We start from the raw sequence: 18658 nt of genomic DNA on the forward strand, positions 1-18658 counted from the left end.
AGGAAAAAGCAATGTCATTGGATGATCTCCAAGCGGCAACAAAGATTCAAAAAAGGTATTTAACCGCCTTGGAGGAAGGAAACTATGACATTATTCCGGGGAAGTTTTATGTTCGGGCATTCATCAAGCAATATGCAGAAGCCGTTGGGCTTGATGCGGATCAGCTGTTTGAGGAGCATAAAAAAGATATCCCTAATACGTATCATGATGATGTGTCTGAAAAGATCTCCGGCATGAATCTTCAAAAGGAAATGCCAAAGCCAGCATCTAAGGCGCTGGAGCTGCTGCCAACAATACTTGTTATTCTCGGCGTGATTGTCGTGATTGCCATTGTGTACGCGATCATTCAATTTGCCAATCACAAAAACAGTGATGATCACAATGCGGCATCAGAAAAAGCAATTACGCAAAGTGAGAGCAAATACGAAATCCCTAAAGATTCAACGCTGAAAGAGAATCAAAATAACAGCTCTGAAAAAGAGACAGACACTAAAAAAGAAACGAAAGAAAACGAAGATAAGAAAAAAGAAAATGACAGTGAGAAGCTGGAGATTAAAGCTGCTGGCACTGAAGGATCGTTAACGACTTATGAAGTGTCCGGCGCTGATAAAATCGAGCTGGAACTGAAGGCATCAGACAGCTCGTGGATTCGAGTGCGCGATGAAAACAGCAGCTCTTTAAAAGAAGGAACGCTGAAAAAAGACGAAACCTATAAAAAAGACATAACTGATCAGAAACAAGTTGATATCCGCACCGGATATGCACCTAATCTGAAAATAAAAATCAACGGTAAGGTTCTTTCATATGAACTTGATCCGAAAAAAGTGATGGCACAAACCATAAAGATTGTAAATAAAAAGGAAGAAAAGTCATCTTAATTATCAGATGACTTTTCTTCACGTCCGAGTATGAAATTGGAGGGGCTTTATGTTTAACTTACCAAATAAAATCACACTAGCTAGAATCGCATTAATCCCAATCTTCATGATTATCATGCTGGCGCCGTTTGACTGGGGCAGGCTCGAAGTTGGAGACGAATCAATCCCGGTCGCACATTTGGCGGGGGCCATTCTATTTATTATTGCATCTACAACAGACTGGGTGGACGGGTATTATGCCCGAAAATTGAATCTCGTAACAAACTTCGGGAAATTTCTTGATCCGCTTGCGGACAAACTGCTCGTATCCGCAGCGTTAATTATCCTTGTTCAATTTGATCTCGCTCCAGCTTGGATGGTCATTGTGATTATCAGCAGGGAGTTTGCCGTGACAGGTTTAAGGCTTGTTTTGGCCGGAACAGGAGAAGTCGTAGCTGCTAACATGCTTGGTAAAATCAAAACCTGGGCACAGATTATTGCGGTATCCGCATTGCTTCTTCATAATCTTCCATTTGAACTTGTGTCATTCCCGTTTGCGGACTTGGCGCTGTGGGTAGCCGTCTTCTTTACTGTCGTTTCAGGCTGGGAATATTTCTCTAAAAACTGGGAAGCGTTAAAAACATCTAACTAAGAAAGAAGGACTTCGTCATGGAATTTCCAAAAAAAGCAGAAATAATTGCAGTCGGTTCAGAGCTGCTGCTTGGCCAAATCGCCAATACAAATGCTCAATTTATCAGCAAACAGCTCGCTGAAATCGGGGTCAACGTATTTTATCATACAGCGGTCGGAGATAACCCGGAGCGGCTGAAGCAGGTCATCCGCATTGCTGAAGAACGCTCTGACTTCATTATTTTTTCAGGAGGGCTTGGACCCACAAAAGATGATCTGACGAAAGAAACGATTGCAAATACGCTGGGACGTCCGCTTGTGTTAAATGATGAGGCATTCCAATCCATTGAGGACTATTTCAAACGAACAAAACGCACGATGTCACCTAATAACCGAAAACAGGCGCTTGTGATCGAAGGCTCTGACGTGCTGGCGAATCACTTTGGAATGGCCCCGGGAATGCTCACAGAGCATGAATCGCGCTATTATATGCTTCTTCCTGGACCGCCGAGCGAATTGCGTCCAATGTTTGAAAACGAGGCAAAGCCTCTTCTGCTGAAAAAGATGGGTTCAAATGAAAAAATTGTGTCAACTGTTCTTCGCTTTTTCGGTATCGGTGAATCTCAGCTTGAAGCCGATTTGGAAGATATTATTGATGCACAAACCAATCCGACAATTGCGCCTTTGGCGGCTGATGGAGAGGTGACGCTGCGTCTGACAGCCAAACACGCCGATGAAAAGGAAACAGAGCGTCTGTTAAAAGAAACAGAGGCCGTTATCTTAGAGCGTGTCGGTGAATTTTTCTATGGTTACGATGATACTTCTCTTGTAAAAGAGCTATCTATAGCGTGTAAGGAAAAAGGCATTACAATTTCTGCGGCAGAAAGCTTTACCGGAGGGCTGTTTTCTGAATGGCTGACGGATCATAGCGGTGCCTCAAAATTATTTGCCGGGGGCGTTGTTTGCTATACAAACGACGTGAAGCAGAATGTGCTTGGTGTCAAGAAGGAAACATTAGATCGTTTTGGGGCGGTCAGCAAGGAATGCGCATCAGAACTGGCTAAGGGTGTTCAAAAACTCACTGGCAGCGATATCGGCATTAGCTTTACTGGTGTAGCAGGACCTGATGCTCAAGAAGGGCATGAGCCTGGGCATGTGTTTATCGGCATTTCCGCAAACGGTAAAGAAGAGGTTCACGAGTTTCACTTTGCGGGCTCCAGAACGGGGATCAGAAAACGCGGCGCTAAATACGGCTGCCATTTAATCTTAAAGCTTTTAGAGCAAAAATAATATTTTCAGCACATTATCCTCCTAAGAAAACATGATTTCTCTGATACATTATGATATTTTGATAGGAATCACGCTAAGAAAAAATCCGAATATGCGTTCGCTTTTTTCTTGGCAAATCCCTTCAAACAGGGTATAGTATATGTAGTGGTAACATAAAGGAGGAAAAAATAGAATGAGTGATCGTCAGGCAGCCTTAGATATGGCTCTTAAACAAATAGAAAAACAGTTCGGCAAAGGTTCCATTATGAAACTGGGAGAAAAGACAGATACAAGAATTTCTACTGTCCCAAGCGGCTCCCTAGCCCTTGATACAGCACTGGGAATTGGCGGATATCCTCGCGGACGGATTATTGAAGTATACGGTCCTGAAAGCTCAGGTAAAACAACTGTGGCGCTTCATGCGATTGCTGAAGTTCAGCAGCAGGGCGGACAAGCCGCGTTTATCGATGCGGAGCATGCGTTAGATCCGGTATACGCGCAAAAGCTCGGTGTTAACATCGAAGAGCTTTTACTGTCTCAGCCTGACACAGGCGAGCAGGCGCTTGAAATTGCGGAAGCATTGGTTCGAAGCGGGGCAGTTGACATTGTCGTTGTCGACTCTGTAGCCGCTCTCGTTCCGAAAGCGGAAATTGAAGGCGACATGGGAGATTCTCATGTCGGTTTACAAGCACGCTTAATGTCTCAAGCGCTTCGTAAGCTTTCAGGGGCCATTAACAAATCGAAGACAATCGCGATTTTCATTAACCAAATTCGTGAAAAAGTCGGCGTTATGTTCGGGAACCCGGAAACAACTCCTGGAGGCCGTGCGTTGAAATTCTACTCTTCCGTGCGTCTTGAAGTGCGCCGTGCTGAACAGCTGAAACAAGGCAACGACGTAATGGGGAACAAAACGAAAATCAAAGTCGTGAAAAACAAGGTGGCTCCGCCGTTCCGTACAGCCGAGGTTGACATTATGTACGGAGAAGGCATTTCAAAAGAAGGCGAAATCATTGATCTAGGAACTGAACTTGATATCGTGCAAAAAAGCGGTTCATGGTACTCTTATGAAGAAGAGCGTCTTGGCCAAGGCCGTGAAAATGCAAAACAATTCCTGAAAGAAAATAAAGATATCATGCTGATGATCCAGGAGCAAATTCGCGAACATTACGGCTTGGATAATAACGGAGTAGTGCAGCAGCAAGCTGAAGAGACACAAGAAGAACTCGAATTTGAAGAATAAAAATAAAATAAGTTTCAAATGATACAAAAGGCTGAGTGAAAAACTCAGCTTTTTTGTATTTTGCAAAAAAATGATAAAAATATTGCTTTTTTTGACAACTTTTTTAGGGCTTTATTCGTCTAACAAAACGTGTGCAAAATGGAATTTATTTTGGGAGGAAAAAATGAATGACAAGCCCAACCCGCAGAAGAACTGCGAAACGCAGACGGAGAAAACTAAATAAAAGAGGAAAACTGTTGCTTGGTCTTTTAGCAGTGATGGTTTGCATTACGATTTGGAATGCTCTTCATCGAAATAGTGAAGAAAACGAGCCATCTCAAGAAACTGCAGCGGTTTCAAATACCGATCAGAAAAAAGAGGTCAAAAAGAAAACTGCCAAAAAATCAGAGGAACAAATCAAAACAGTGGATCGAAATCAAAAAATCAGCAATTATTTAGAAGAGATCGGTTTCAGCGGAACAGCCATGATTGTCAGAAATGGAGAAATCGTAACAAATAAAGGTTTTGGCTATGCTGACCGTAAACACTATATTCAAAATAATCCATTGACATCTTTTTATGTCGGTTCATCACAAAAAGCGCTGATTGCAACTGCTATTTTGCAGCTTGAGGAAAAGGGGAAACTTCAGACAAGTGATCCGGTAAGCACGTATTTACCTCATTTTCCCAACGGACAAACGATTACTTTGAAGAATCTGCTTACACATACATCGGGGATAAACGGACATATTGAAGGAAACGGCGCCATTACTCCGGACGATTTAATAAAAGACATAGAACTTCAGGGAATCAAACGTCAGCCGGGCGTATGGGACTACAAGGATTCCAACTATTCTGTTCTCGCTTATATTATTGCTGAAGTAAGCGGTGAGCCCTATGAACAGTACATAAAGAATCATATTTTTAAACCTGCGGGAATGACGCATGCAGGCTTTTACAAAACATATGAAAAAGAACCTTATCCTGCTGTCGGGTATAAGATGGAGGGCAGCAAAACAGTTACACCGTATATACCTGATCTATCCCAGCTGTATGGAGCCGGTGATATTTATATGAGCGCTATAGATATGTACAAATTTGACCAAGCGCTGATAGACGGAAAACTGTATTCGCAAAAAAGCTATGAAAAGATGTTTACGCCAGGGAGCAGCTCCACATACGGCATGGGATTTTATGTTGCTCCCGGAAGCTATTCAAACCATGGTGTTATGCCGGGCTTCAATATCTTGAACAGCTTTAGCAAATCTGGGCAAACCATTGTTATTTTGTTCTCAAACATTCAAAATAATGCTAAATTGGGCCAAGTGAACAATAAAATATACCAGCTTCTAAATCAAGAATGATTGGCGATCTTCTTTTGGATGAATTGCATTCGGCACGTGAAAAGACGAATGGCCTGCAAACGTTAAGATGGCAAGCTTGACAAGTATTTCCGACACATTTACAATGAAGTTGTAACATTTGTTTTTTTAACATGATTGTTAAACCATTTAAACTTGACAAGGGCGATGAACACTCTCATTCCCTGTGAAGGTTCTGTATGTTGAGAAAACTAGACAATGTACATGCCGACACTTTTTAAGCAACAACCAAGTTCATAGCAAGAGGAGGTGAAAGTATGACCCCAATTATGATGGTTCTCATCTCCATTTTGCTGATTCTACTCGGTTTAGTTGTTGGCTACTTTGTTCGTAAAACCATTGCCGAAGCGAAAATTGCGGGCGCACGCGGTGCAGCCGAGCAAATTCTTGAAGATGCGAAGCGTGATGCTGAAGCACTGAAAAAAGAAGCTCTGCTTGAAGCAAAGGATGAAATCCACAAACTTCGAATAGATGCTGAACAGGAAGTTCGTGAAAGACGAAATGAGCTTCAAAAACAAGAAAACCGTTTACTCCAAAAGGAGGAAAACCTTGATCGCAAACATGAGGGAATTGATAAACGGGAAGCGATGTTGGAGAAGAAAGATCATTCTCTGAATGAACGACAACAACATATTGAAGAGATGGAAAGCAAAGTGGATGAGATGATTCGTATGCAGCAGTCTGAGTTGGAACGAATTTCGAGTCTGACTCGTGATGAAGCGAAACAAATCATTCTTGAGCGGGTTGAAAACGAGCTTTCACATGACATCGCCATCATGACAAAAGAAACTGAAAACCGTGCGAAAGAAGAGGCGGATAAGAAAGCGAAAAACATTCTTTCACTCGCCTTACAGCGCTGCGCAGCGGACCACGTTGCCGAAACAACGGTATCAGTTGTCAATCTTCCAAATGATGAGATGAAAGGACGTATCATCGGACGGGAAGGGCGTAACATTCGTACGCTTGAAACGCTGACAGGAATTGACCTGATTATTGATGATACGCCTGAAGCTGTCATTCTTTCCGGATTTGATCCGATCAGACGTGAGACAGCCAGAATTGCTCTTGATAAACTCGTTCAGGATGGCCGTATTCATCCGGCACGGATTGAAGAAATGGTTGAAAAATCTCGCCGCGAGGTCGATGACTATATTCGTGAGATGGGTGAGCAAACGACATTTGAGGTTGGCGTTCACGGCCTCCACCCAGATCTCATCAAGATCCTCGGCCGCTTAAAGTTCCGTACAAGCTACGGTCAAAATGTGCTTAAGCATTCCATGGAAGTCGCATTCTTGGCCGGTCTAATGGCATCGGAGCTTGGTGAAGACGCAAAGCTTGCTAAACGTGCGGGTCTTCTTCACGACATCGGGAAAGCAATTGACCATGAAGTAGAAGGAAGCCACGTTGAAATCGGGGTAGAGCTTGCGACCAAATATAAAGAGCACCCAGTCGTGATTAACAGTATTGCATCACACCACGGGGATGAGGAGCCGACTTCCATTATTGCTGTACTGGTAGCTGCAGCAGATGCGCTTTCCGCTGCAAGACCTGGCGCAAGAAGTGAGACGCTCGAGAATTATATTCGAAGACTTGAAAAACTCGAAGAAATTTCTGAGTCCTACGAAGGTGTTGAAAAATCATTTGCCATTCAGGCTGGACGCGAAGTGCGTATTATGGTGAAGCCGGATTCAATTAATGATCTTGAGGCTCATCGACTGGCGCGAGATATCCGCAAGCGAATTGAGGACGAGCTCGATTATCCAGGTCATATTAAGGTGACAGTAATCAGAGAGACTCGAGCCGTAGAGTATGCAAAATAAAGTGATGCGCTAAGCATCACTTTATTTTTTTGACGGCAAGGAATTTTCAAGAAGAAAGGATTTACAAAATGAGAATTTTATTTATCGGAGATGTTGTCGGTTCACCGGGCCGTGACATGGTCAAAGAATATGTACCAAAGCTAAAAACAAAATATAAGCCTCACTTTACCATTATTAATGGTGAAAACGCCGCACATGGAAAAGGCCTGACGGAAAAAATTTATCACAGCTTAATCCAGTCCGGCGCAGATGCAATCACAATGGGGAACCACACATGGGACAAAAAAGAAATATTTGATTTTATAGATGACGTTCCGAACTTGGTTCGCCCGGCAAACTTTCCTGAAGGAACACCGGGGAAAGGGATCACATATGTGAAAGCAAACGGCAAAGAACTAGCAGTCATTAATTTGCAGGGACGTACGTTTTTGCCGCCGCTTGATGACCCGTTTTTAAAAGCGGATGAATTGATCGCAGAAGCTGCGAAAAGAACACCGTACATTTTTATCGACTTTCATGCCGAAGCGACAAGTGAAAAGCTCGCACTTGGCTGGTATGCGGATGGAAGGGCGTCGGCTGTAGTAGGAACTCATACACATGTGCAAACAGCGGATAACCGCATTTTGCCGAAGGGAACGGCATATATTACTGATGTGGGAATGACTGGCCCGTATGACGGTATACTGGGGATGGACAGAGAGACGATTATTAAGCGATTCAAAACGAACCTTCCAGTCCGGTTTACTGTCGCTGAAGGAAAAACAACGCTCAGCGGAGTTGTCATTGACATTGACGATCAAACGAAAAAAGCCGTGAAAATTGAGCGTATTTTAATCAACGATGATCACATGTTCTTTGAATAGTTGAACATATGGTTATTTTATAAAAATATTAAAAAGAAAAGCAGGAATATAGCAACTCCTTAGTGAATATAGTAAAAATGGAAGGTAGCCCGCTATTTTTGAAAAGCATTGTGGGGATGGCTTTTTGGATAGCAACATCTAATAATGATTGTTCTAATGAACACTCACTTATCCATTGTAAAACTAAGGGGGAGCAGAAATGGAAATCTTAAAAGTTTCAGCAAAATCGAGTCCAAATTCAGTGGCAGGTGCGCTTGCAGGCGTGTTGAGAGAGCGAGGAGCCGCCGAGATTCAAGCGATCGGAGCGGGTGCATTAAACCAGGCTGTAAAAGCTGTGGCGATTGCCAGGGGATTTGTGGCGCCTAGCGGCGTTGATTTGATTTGTATTCCGGCTTTTACAGATATTCAAATCGATGGGGAAGAAAGAACAGCGATTAAATTAATCGTGGAGCCTCGCTAAAAACAAATAAAGCATTCTCAACCTGTTTGCGTAATGCAAACAGGTTGTTTTTCATTTATTGTGATATTTTCTCCCGATAGTATTTTTAGCACATAAATGAGCGAATATACAAAATCAGAAATGAGCTAAAACGTTTCAAAAAAAATTTCCGCCCATTTTTCAAGACAGATACTTTTGTCCTTCTGGAAAAGACAGTGCTGTTTACGCTTATTCCATATCATGGTACAATCCGAATATAACAAGAATTTTTCAAGGAGGATTGTACATGCAGAGTGGAAAGATGAAAGCTCTAATGAAAAAGGACGGGGCGTTCGGTGCTGTGCTTACTGAAGTTCCCATTCCTGAGATTGATAAACATGAAGTCCTCATAAAAGTGAAAGCCGCTTCCATATGCGGCACGGATGTCCACATTTATAATTGGGATCAATGGGCACGTCAGAGAATCAAAACACCCTATGTTTTCGGCCATGAGTTCAGCGGCATCGTAGAGGGCGTGGGAGAGAATGTCAGCAGTGTAAAAGTGGGAGAGTATGTGTCTGCGGAAACACACATTGTCTGTGGTGAATGTGTCCCTTGCCTAACAGGAAAATCTCATGTGTGTACCAATACTGCTATAATCGGAGTGGACACGGCAGGCTGTTTTGCGGAGTATGTAAAAGTTCCAGCTGATAATATTTGGAGAAATCCCGCTGATATGGACCCGTCGATTGCTTCCATTCAAGAGCCTTTAGGAAATGCAGTTCATACCGTACTCGAGAGCCAGCCTGCAGGAGGAACGACTGCAGTGATTGGATGCGGACCGATTGGTCTTATGGCTGTTGCGGTTGCAAAAGCAGCAGGAGCTTCTCAGGTGATAGCGATTGATAAGAATGAATACAGGCTGAGGCTTGCAAAACAAATGGGAGCGACTTGTACTGTTTCTATTGAAAAAGAAGACCCGCTCAAAATTGTAAGCGCTTTAACGAGTGGGGAAGGAGCAGATCTTGTTTGTGAGATGTCGGGACATCCCTCAGCGATTGCCCAAGGTCTTGCGATGGCTGCAAATGGCGGAAGATTTCATATTCTCAGCTTGCCGGAACATCCGGTGACAATTGATTTGACGAATAAAGTGGTATTTAAAGGGCTTACCATCCAAGGAATCACAGGAAGAAAAATGTTTTCAACATGGCGCCAGGTGTCTCAGTTGATCAGTTCAAACGTGATCGATCTTGAACCTGTTATTACCCATCAGTTTCCGTTAGAGGAGTTTGAAAAAGGTTTCGAACTGATGAGAAGCGGGCAGTGCGGAAAAGTAATTTTAATTCCATAAAGGGGGATAAACATGACGAAGGAATTTGAGTTTTTAAAAGCAGAGCTTGATAGTATGAAAGAAAACCATACATGGCAAGACATAAAACAGCTTGAATCTATGCAGGGCCCCTCTGTCACAGTGAATCACCAAAAAGTCATTCAGCTATCTTCTAATAATTACCTCGGATTCACTTCACATCCTAGACTCATCAACGCCGCACAGGAGGCCGTTCAGCAGTATGGAGCCGGCACCGGATCAGTGAGAACGATTGCCGGTACATTTACAATGCATCAAGAGCTTGAGAAAAAGCTGGCAGCCTTTAAAAAAACGGAGGCGGCACTTGTATTCCAATCAGGCTTCACAACAAACCAAGGCGTACTTTCAAGTATTCTATCAAAAGAGGACATTGTCATCTCAGATGAATTGAACCATGCCTCTATTATTGACGGAATTCGACTGACAAAGGCGGATAAAAAGGTGTATCAGCACGTCAATATGAGTGATTTAGAGCGGGTGCTGAGAAAGTCAATGAATTATCGGATGCGTCTGATTGTGACAGACGGCGTATTTTCCATGGATGGCAACATAGCTCCTCTGCCTGATATTGTAGAGCTCGCTGAGAAATATGACGCATTTGTGATGGTGGATGACGCCCATGCATCCGGAGTACTTGGCGAAAACGGCAGGGGAACGGTGAATCACTTCGGTCTTGACGGCAGAGTGCATATTCAGGTCGGAACATTAAGCAAGGCAATCGGAGTGCTCGGCGGCTACGCTGCAGGTTCAAAGGTGCTGATCGATTATTTGCGCCATAAAGGCCGTCCATTTTTATTCAGCACATCTCATCCGCCGGCTGTCACTGCAGCTTGTATGGAAGCGATTGATGTCTTGCTTGAAGAGCCGGAGCATATGGAGCGCTTGTGGGAGAATACTGCCTATTTTAAAGCAATGCTTGTGAAAATGGGCCTGACTCTCACGAAGAGTGAAACGCCGATTCTTCCTATTTTAATAGGTGATGAAGGTGTGGCAAAGCAATTTTCAGATCAGCTCCTTTCTCACGGTGTTTTTGCCCAAAGTATCGTTTTCCCGACTGTAGCAAAGGGAAAAGCCAGAATTCGCACGATTATAACAGCAGAGCACACTAAAGATGAACTGGATCAGGCGCTTGATGTCATCGAAAAGACGGCAAAGGAGCTCCAGCTATTGTAACAAGAGGAAGAGTTTACTCTTCCTCTTTTGATTCCTTATTGATTATTATTCTCAATGAGTGTACAATGATAGGTTGCCAGTTGTGCAGAGCTTCAATAACCTTTATACTGAAGGGTGGAAGTTTGGTTTGAAAGGAGAAAATATGACATGAATGAAAAACAAAAATTAGAGAGCGGACAAGTTAATCCATCGGACAAAAAATCCGAGAAGGATTACAGCAAGTACTTTGAAGCTGTTTACATTCCGCCTTCTTTAAAAGACGCGAAAAAACGAGGCAAGGAAGCCGTTACTTATCATAATGACTTTAAAATTTCTGAACAATTTAAAGGATTGGGAGACGGAAGAAAGTTCTATATCCGTACGTACGGCTGCCAAATGAATGAACACGATACAGAGGTTATGGCAGGGATCTTTATGGCGCTCGGTTACGAAGCGACAAACTCTGTTGACGACGCCAATGTCATTTTGTTAAATACATGTGCAATCCGTGAAAATGCTGAAAACAAGGTGTTTGGTGAGCTTGGGCACTTAAAAGCACTGAAAAAAAACAATCCCGATCTGATTTTAGGCGTGTGCGGCTGTATGTCCCAAGAGGAATCAGTCGTGAACCGTATTTTGAAAAAACATCCGTTTGTCGATATGATTTTCGGAACGCATAACATTCATCGCCTGCCGGAGCTTTTGTCAGAAGCATACCTTTCAAAAGAAATGGTTGTAGAAGTTTGGTCTAAGGAAGGGGACGTTATTGAAAACCTTCCAAAAGTCCGAAATGGAAAAATTAAGGGCTGGGTCAATATCATGTACGGCTGTGACAAATTCTGTACGTATTGCATTGTGCCTTACACACGCGGGAAAGAAAGAAGCCGCCGCCCTGAAGATATCATTCAGGAAGTGAGAAGGCTCGCAAGTGAAGGCTATAAGGAAATTACTCTGTTAGGCCAAAACGTAAACGCGTATGGAAAAGACTTTGAAGATATGACGTACGGACTTGGTGATTTGATGGATGAACTGAGAAAAATCGATATCCCGAGAATCCGTTTTACAACGAGTCATCCGCGCGACTTTGACGACCGCCTCATTGAAGTGCTGGCAAAAGGCGGAAATCTGCTTGATCACATTCATCTTCCGGTTCAATCAGGAAGCTCAGAAGTTCTGAAGCTGATGGCCCGCAAATATGACAGAGAGCGTTACATGGAGCTGGTGCGAAAAATAAAGACAGCGATGCCAAACGCTTCTTTGACAACGGACATTATCGTCGGATTTCCAAATGAAACGGACGAACAGTTTGAAGAAACGCTTTCTCTATACCGTGAAGTGGAGTTTGACAGCGCCTATACGTTCATTTACTCTCCGCGTGAGGGCACTCCGGCTGCTAAGATGAAAGATAATGTACCGATGCGTGTGAAAAAAGAACGCCTGCAGCGTCTAAACGCACTGGTGAATGAAATTTCTGCTAAAAAAATGAAGGAATACGAAGGCAAGGTTGTCGAAGTATTAGTTGAGGGTGAAAGCAAAAATAACCCTGATATTCTTGCCGGCTATACGGAAAAAAGCAAGCTTGTCAATTTCAAAGGGCCGAAGGAAGCCATCGGCAAAATCGTCCGCGTGAAAATCCAGCAAGCGAAAACATGGTCGCTTGACGGAGAAATGGTAGGAGAAGCAATCGAGGTGAAATAAGATGACGCTCTACTCAAAAAAAGACATTGTGCAGCAGGCACGAAACCTTGCAAAAATGATTTCTGAAACAGAAGAGGTTGATTTTTTCAAACGGGCTGAAGCGCAAATCAATGAGAATGACAAAGTGTCCACAATCGTTAATCAGATTAAAGCCCTGCAAAAGCAGGCTGTCAATCTGAAGCATTATGAAAAGCATGAAGCGCTCAAACAAGTAGAAGCAAAAATTGACGCGCTGCAAGAAGAGCTTGAAGAGATTCCTGTTATCCAGGAATTCAGAGACTCGCAGATGGAAGTAAATGACCTACTGCAGCTCGTTGCACACACCATTTCCAACCAAGTCACAAATGAAATCATCACATCAACCGGAGGCGACCTGCTGAAAGGGGAAACCGGTTCAAAGGTGAAGCATTCAAATAACAGCTGTTCTCTCTAAACACGGTGCCTTAACAGGCCCGTGTTTTTTCATCATTTGTGCGGTTATAAATGAACTAAATAATCTATGTACTAAATATTCAATTGGTTTTTCTGTGCTCAGCCGCGTGTAAACTTTATCGCACTTATAAGTAAAGTTTCTAGGCACACCTGCATACAATGGAACAGAAACTTTGTATTTTTATATTTTATTTATAAAAATGCACACTAGACAAATGCCCAGCATAAGATAACACGAAGAAGAACAAGGAGGCATGCCGGAATGTCTGAATACAGGGAAATTATTACGAAGGCAGTAGTAGCGAAAGGCCGAAAATTCACCCAATGCACCAACACCATCTCGCCTGAGAAAAAACCGAGCAGCATTTTGGGTGGTTGGATTATTAACCACAAGTATGACGCTGAAAAAATTGGAAAAACGGTAGAAATTGAAGGGTATTATGATATAAACGTATGGTACTCTTACGCGGACAACACAAAGACAGAGGTTGTCACAGAACGGGTAAAATATGTAGATGTCATTAAACTCAGATACAGAGACAATAATTACTTAGATGATGAGCATGAAGTGATTGCCAAAGTGCTTCAGCAGCCAAACTGCCTTGAAGTGACCATTTCGCCGAATGGAAATAAAATCGTTGTGCAGGCAGAAAGAGAATTTTTGGCGGAAGTGGTAGGGGAAACAAAGGTAGTTGTTGAGGTCAATCCTGACTGGGAAGAGGATGACGAGGAAGATTGGGAAGATGAGCTTGATGAAGAGCTTGAAGACATCAACCCGGAGTTTTTAGTGGGAGATCCTGAAGAATAAAAAAGGGACTAGGGGAGACAGTACCCCCAAGTCTCTTTTTTATATTGATATATCATTCTTTTATCACTTTTTGTTTATGTTATAATGAAGGTTGGAAAATAGAAACGTTGATACATAGTGAGGGATTAAACAATGGCCGGTTATACGCCTATGATACAGCAATATTTAAAAATAAAGGCAGAGCACCAGGATGCCTTTTTATTTTTTCGCCTGGGTGATTTTTACGAAATGTTTTTTGAGGACGCCAAAAAAGCGTCACAAGAGCTGGAAATTACGTTAACGAGCAGAGATGGCGGTGCGGCTGAAAAAATACCGATGTGCGGTGTGCCGTATCATTCTGCTTCCGCGTATATCGAACAGCTTATTAAAAAAGGATACAAAGTGGCGATCTGTGAACAGACGGAAGATCCGAAAGCCGCAAAGGGCGTTGTGAAAAGAGAAGTGGTTCAGCTGATTACGCCCGGAACTGTAATGGACGGCAAAGGCATCCATGAATCGGAAAATAACTTTATCGCATCTGTTTCAGCCTGCTCGAACGGATACGGACTTGCGCTGTCTGATTTAACAACGGGAGAAAATTTGGCTGTTTTGATTGAACGGCTTGAAGACGTCATATCAGAAATTTATTCAGTCGGCGCACGGGAAATCGTGGTTTCAGGAAGCTTGGATGCCGATACAGTGGCACAGCTGAGAGAGCGGTGCGGTGCAACAATTTCAATTGAAGACGGAGAAACAGACGAACACGTAACGATCATTGAGCACTTAAATAATGAAGATATAACAAAAACATTTCTGCGCTTATATACGTATTTGAAAAGAACCCAAAAGCGCAGCCTTGATCATCTTCAGCCCGTGCAGGTGTATGAGCTTGAGGAAGCGATGAAAATTGACTTGTACTCAAAGCGTAATCTGGAGCTGACCGAAACGATTCGTTCGAAAAATAAAAAAGGCTCCCTTTTGTGGCTGCTGGATGAAACAAAAACGGCAATGGGAGGCCGGCTGCTTAAACAGTGGATTGACCGGCCGCTTATCAGAGTCAATCAAATCGAAGAGCGCCAAGAAATGGTGGAAACATTAATGTCCCATTTCTTTGAACGGGAAGATCTGCGTGAACGTTTAAAAGAAGTATATGACTTAGAACGCCTTGCCGGCCGCGTTGCATTCGGAAATGTCAATGCCCGGGATTTGATTCAGCTGAAGGAATCGTTAAAGCAAGTTCCTGGCATCAAACAGCTGGTTGCTTCACTGGCTCATGACAAGGCCAAGGAACGTGCAGAGCGCATTGACCCTTGCGGGGATGTACTTGAACTGCTGGAAGAAGCGCTGTACGAAAACCCTCCTTTATCGGTAAAAGAAGGGAATCTGATTAAAGATGGTTATAATCAAAAGCTTGATGAATATCGTGATGCAAGCAGAAACGGAAAAGACTGGATTGCCCGCCTGGAACAGCAGGAGCGGGAATACACAGGCATTCGTTCTTTAAAGGTTGGCTTTAATAAAGTTTTCGGTTATTACATTGAAGTGACAAAAGCAAATTTGCATTTGCTTGAGGAAGGGCGTTATGAGCGGAAACAGACGTTAACCAATGCAGAGCGCTACATTACACCTGAATTAAAAGAAAAAGAAGCGCTCATTTTAGAGGCGGAAAATAACATCTGTGAGCTGGAGTACGAGCTGTTTACCGAGCTGCGCGAGAAAGTGAAGCAGTATATTCCGCGGCTACAGTTGCTTGCAAAACAGATGAGCGAGCTGGACGCACTGCAATGCTTTGCGACAATCAGTGAAAATCGCCACTACACGAAACCGGAGTTCTCTAAAGATGAAGTCGAAGTGATTGAAGGCAGACACCCGGTTGTTGAAAAAGTCATGGACAGCCAGGAATATGTCCCGAACAACTGTATGATGGGCGATAACAGACAAATGCTTCTCATTACAGGTCCAAACATGTCAGGGAAAAGCACGTATATGAGACAAATCGCGCTCATTTCCATTATGGCGCAAATCGGCTGCTTTGTACCCGCGAAAAAAGCGGTGCTTCCGATTTTTGATCAAATTTTCACACGAATCGGCGCTGCAGATGATTTGATTTCCGGACAAAGTACATTTATGGTAGAAATGCTTGAAGCGAAAAATGCGATTGTCAACGCGACGAAAAACAGCCTCATTCTGTTTGATGAAATCGGGCGGGGAACGTCCACTTATGACGGCATGGCGCTGGCACAGGCGATTATTGAATATGTTCACGATCATATCGGCGCCAAGACGCTGTTCAGCACACACTATCACGAGCTGACCGTTCTTGAGGACAAGCTGCCCCAGCTGAAAAACGTTCATGTTCGCGCTGAAGAATATAACGGAACGGTTGTCTTTCTTCATCAAATCAAAGAAGGTGCCGCTGATAAAAGCTATGGTATCCATGTAGCTCAGCTTGCCGAACTGCCGGGAGATCTGATTGCCCGCGCCCAAGATATTTTAAAAGAGCTTGAACATTCAGGAAACAAACCGGAAGTGCCGGTGCAGAAACCTCAGGTGAAAGAAGAGCCGGCACAGCTGTCCTTTTTTGACGAAGCGGAAAAGCCGGCTGAAACACCAAAGCTTTCAAAAAAAGAAAAGCAAGTGATCGATGCTTTCAAATCACTTAATATACTTGATATGACACCGCTTGAAGCGATGAATGAAATGTACAAGCTGCAAAAGAAATTACATTAAAACGGGGTGATGAATGTGGCAAAAGTCATCCAGCTGTCAGATGAGCTTTCAAATAAAATAGCGGCGGGCGAGGTTGTGGAACGGCCCGCCTCAGTCGTCAAAGAATTGGTGGAAAATGCGATCGACGCTGACAGCACAGTCATTGAAATCGATATTGAGGAAGCAGGCCTTGCATCCATTCGGGTCTTGGATAACGGCGAAGGAATGGAGAATGAAGATTGCAAGCGAGCTTTCCGCCGCCACGCAACGAGTAAAATAAAAGATGAAAATGATTTATTCAGGGTGAGAACGCTCGGTTTCAGGGGAGAAGCCCTGCCGAGTATCGCGTCAGTCTCTCATCTGGAGATTAAAACAAGCACTGGTGAAGGAGCTGGGACGAAGCTCGTCCTCCAAGGAGGAAACATCATTTCCGAATCGCGTTCCTCAAGCAGGAAGGGAACTGAAATTGTCGTTTCCAACCTGTTTTTTAACACACCGGCCCGTTTGAAATATATGAAAACCGTTCATACAGAGCTTGGAAACATTACGGATGTGGTTAACCGTATTGCTCTGGCGCATCCAGAGGTATCGATCCGCCTGCGCCATCATGGGAAAAACCTGCTTCAAACGAACGGAAACGGAGATGTGCGCCATGTACTGGCAGCGATTTACGGCACGGCTGTCGCCAAAAAAATGCTTCCGCTGCATGTGAGCTCCTTGGATTTTGAAGTAAAGGGATATATCGCCCTCCCAGAGATTACACGGGCGTCGAGGAACTATATGTCGTCTGTGGTCAATGGCCGTTACATTAAAAATTTCCCGCTCGTCAAAGCGGTTCATGAAGGCTATCATACGCTTCTGCCGATCGGACGCCATCCGATTACTTTTATAGAAATTACGATGGACCCGATTTTAGTCGATGTCAACGTGCATCCATCGAAGCTTGAGGTCCGGCTCAGCAAGGAAACAGAGCTTCATGACTTAATTCGTGACGGAATTAAAGATGTATTTAAACAGCAGCAGCTGATTCCGAGTGCCCAGCTTCCGAAAAAATCGGCACCTGTTATCAAAAATGAGCAGCAGTTCATAACCTTTGATGAAAAGCCTCCGGAAAGAAAAGTACCGGAAAAAGCGCATGCGCCATCTTATTCACCAATGAAGCTCAGCTCAGTCGTGAAAGAGCCGATTGATGCGGAGGAAGAATTGCCTCCTCTCCAATTTGATGCTCCTCCTATCGTTGATCAGGAACAAACCCTTGAGGTGTCCGATGTTTCAGAAGAACTGCCTGAAACATTTGAGCAGGAATGCCATGAGGAACAGCAGCAGCCAGCGTCTGAGCGGGTTCCGATTATGTACCCGATCGGCCAGATGCACGGGACTTATATATTGGCACAAAACGAAAACGGCCTGTATATTATCGACCAGCACGCCGCCCAAGAACGTATTAAATATGAGTACTTTCGTGAAAAGGTGGGGGAGGTTGAGCCTGAGGTGCAGGATATGATTGTACCGCTGACGTTCCACTACTCCACAAATGAGGCTTTGATTATTGAACAGCACAAACAAGAGCTCGAAAGCGTCGGTGTCTTTTTAGAGTCATTCGGCTCTAACAGTTACATCGTCCGCTGCCACCCGGCCTGGTTTCCAAAGGGAGAAGAAGCAGAGCTCATAGAAGAAATCATTCAGCAGGTGCTCGACTCCAAAAATATAGATATTAAAAAACTTCGCGAGGAAGCGGCGATTATGATGAGCTGCAAAGGCTCCATCAAAGCAAATCGCCACCTCAGAAACGACGAAATCAAAGCGCTTCTGGACGACCTCCGAAGCACATCAGACCCATTTACATGCCCGCACGGCCGCCCGATCATCATACACCATTCCACTTATGAGATGGAAAAGATGTTCAAACGCGTGATGTAGCGGGGGTGGTAGGCATTGATCCATTCTCTGAATGGATCAATGCTTTTTTTGTACTCCTTCGAGTGTCAGATTATAAGAAACGGTTGTAAACGTGTGAGCAGTGTTAACGCATTATACTTCATGGTTCCTCTGT

At 43.7% G+C, this 18658-nt stretch carries 15 protein-coding genes; all 15 read left to right on the forward strand.

From position 1 onward, the window contains the following. The first annotated feature begins 11 nt into the window (after nt 1-11). The 15 genes from rodZ (at nt 12) to mutL (ending at nt 18525) form a co-directional block, all read left to right on the forward strand. The gene (gene rodZ / locus NSQ12_RS09350) at nt 12-878 is read left to right on the forward strand and encodes a cell shape determination protein RodZ (protein ID WP_010886511.1); all 867 of its coding nucleotides are present in this window, start codon (nt 12-14) and stop codon (nt 876-878) included. Between the two features lie 49 nt (nt 879-927). Then, nucleotides 928-1509: a CDP-diacylglycerol--glycerol-3-phosphate 3-phosphatidyltransferase gene (gene pgsA / locus NSQ12_RS09355; RefSeq protein ID WP_003244753.1), complete on the forward strand. Its 582-nt coding sequence runs from the start codon at nt 928-930 to the stop codon at nt 1507-1509. A gap of 17 nt (nt 1510-1526) precedes the next feature. Beyond that, on the forward strand, nt 1527-2777 hold the full coding sequence (locus tag NSQ12_RS09360; RefSeq protein WP_003231847.1) for a competence/damage-inducible protein A: 1251 nt from the start codon (nt 1527-1529) through the stop codon (nt 2775-2777). 172 nt (nt 2778-2949) lie between these two features. Beyond that, complete coding sequence (gene recA / locus NSQ12_RS09365) at nt 2950-3996, forward strand: recombinase RecA (RefSeq protein ID WP_003245789.1); 1047 nt, start codon at nt 2950-2952, stop codon at nt 3994-3996. A gap of 167 nt (nt 3997-4163) precedes the next feature. Then, entirely contained in the window at nt 4164-5339 is a 1176-nt protein-coding gene (locus tag NSQ12_RS09370; RefSeq protein WP_029726484.1) for a serine hydrolase domain-containing protein, read from the forward strand. Between the two features lie 275 nt (nt 5340-5614). Further along, nucleotides 5615-7177 (forward strand): ribonuclease Y, encoded by a 1563-nt coding sequence (rny, locus tag NSQ12_RS09375; protein WP_003221010.1) that lies wholly within the window; start codon nt 5615-5617, stop codon nt 7175-7177. A gap of 68 nt (nt 7178-7245) precedes the next feature. Further along, nucleotides 7246-8040, forward strand: a complete 795-nt coding sequence (ymdB, locus tag NSQ12_RS09380) for a 2',3'-cyclic-nucleotide 2'-phosphodiesterase (RefSeq protein WP_029726483.1) — start codon at nt 7246-7248, stop codon at nt 8038-8040. Nucleotides 8041-8239: 199 nt separating this feature from the next. Then, complete coding sequence (spoVS, locus tag NSQ12_RS09385; RefSeq protein WP_003154135.1) at nt 8240-8500, forward strand: stage V sporulation protein SpoVS; 261 nt, start codon at nt 8240-8242, stop codon at nt 8498-8500. 265 nt (nt 8501-8765) lie between these two features. Beyond that, complete coding sequence (gene tdh, locus NSQ12_RS09390; protein ID WP_029726482.1) at nt 8766-9809, forward strand: L-threonine 3-dehydrogenase; 1044 nt, start codon at nt 8766-8768, stop codon at nt 9807-9809. Between the two features lie 12 nt (nt 9810-9821). Then, nucleotides 9822-11000: a glycine C-acetyltransferase gene (locus tag NSQ12_RS09395; RefSeq protein ID WP_014664025.1), complete on the forward strand. Its 1179-nt coding sequence runs from the start codon at nt 9822-9824 to the stop codon at nt 10998-11000. Nucleotides 11001-11147: 147 nt separating this feature from the next. Beyond that, nucleotides 11148-12677 carry a tRNA (N6-isopentenyl adenosine(37)-C2)-methylthiotransferase MiaB gene (gene miaB, locus NSQ12_RS09400; RefSeq protein ID WP_014479820.1) on the forward strand — a complete coding sequence of 510 codons (1530 nt, stop codon included), beginning with the start codon at nt 11148-11150 and terminating at the stop codon, nt 12675-12677. Between the two features lies 1 nt (nt 12678). Beyond that, nucleotides 12679-13110 carry a regulatory iron-sulfur-containing complex subunit RicA gene (gene ricA / locus NSQ12_RS09405; RefSeq protein WP_003231834.1) on the forward strand — a complete coding sequence of 144 codons (432 nt, stop codon included), beginning with the start codon at nt 12679-12681 and terminating at the stop codon, nt 13108-13110. A 261-nt stretch (nt 13111-13371) separates the two neighbouring features. Next, nucleotides 13372-13917 carry an outer spore coat protein CotE gene (cotE, locus tag NSQ12_RS09410; RefSeq protein WP_003231833.1) on the forward strand — a complete coding sequence of 182 codons (546 nt, stop codon included), beginning with the start codon at nt 13372-13374 and terminating at the stop codon, nt 13915-13917. Nucleotides 13918-14049: 132 nt separating this feature from the next. Then, nucleotides 14050-16626, forward strand: coding sequence for a DNA mismatch repair protein MutS (gene mutS / locus NSQ12_RS09415; RefSeq protein ID WP_029726481.1), 2577 nt, complete (start codon nt 14050-14052; stop codon nt 16624-16626). A 15-nt stretch (nt 16627-16641) separates the two neighbouring features. Beyond that, a complete protein-coding gene (mutL, locus tag NSQ12_RS09420; RefSeq protein ID WP_198878787.1) occupies nt 16642-18525 on the forward strand; it encodes a DNA mismatch repair endonuclease MutL in 1884 nt (627 codons plus the stop codon). Nucleotides 18526-18658: the final 133 nt, after the last annotated feature.

It is taken from the genome of Bacillus sp. PS95 (genome assembly GCF_037963565.1).
GTDB lineage: Bacteria > Bacillota > Bacilli > Bacillales > Bacillaceae > Bacillus > Bacillus subtilis.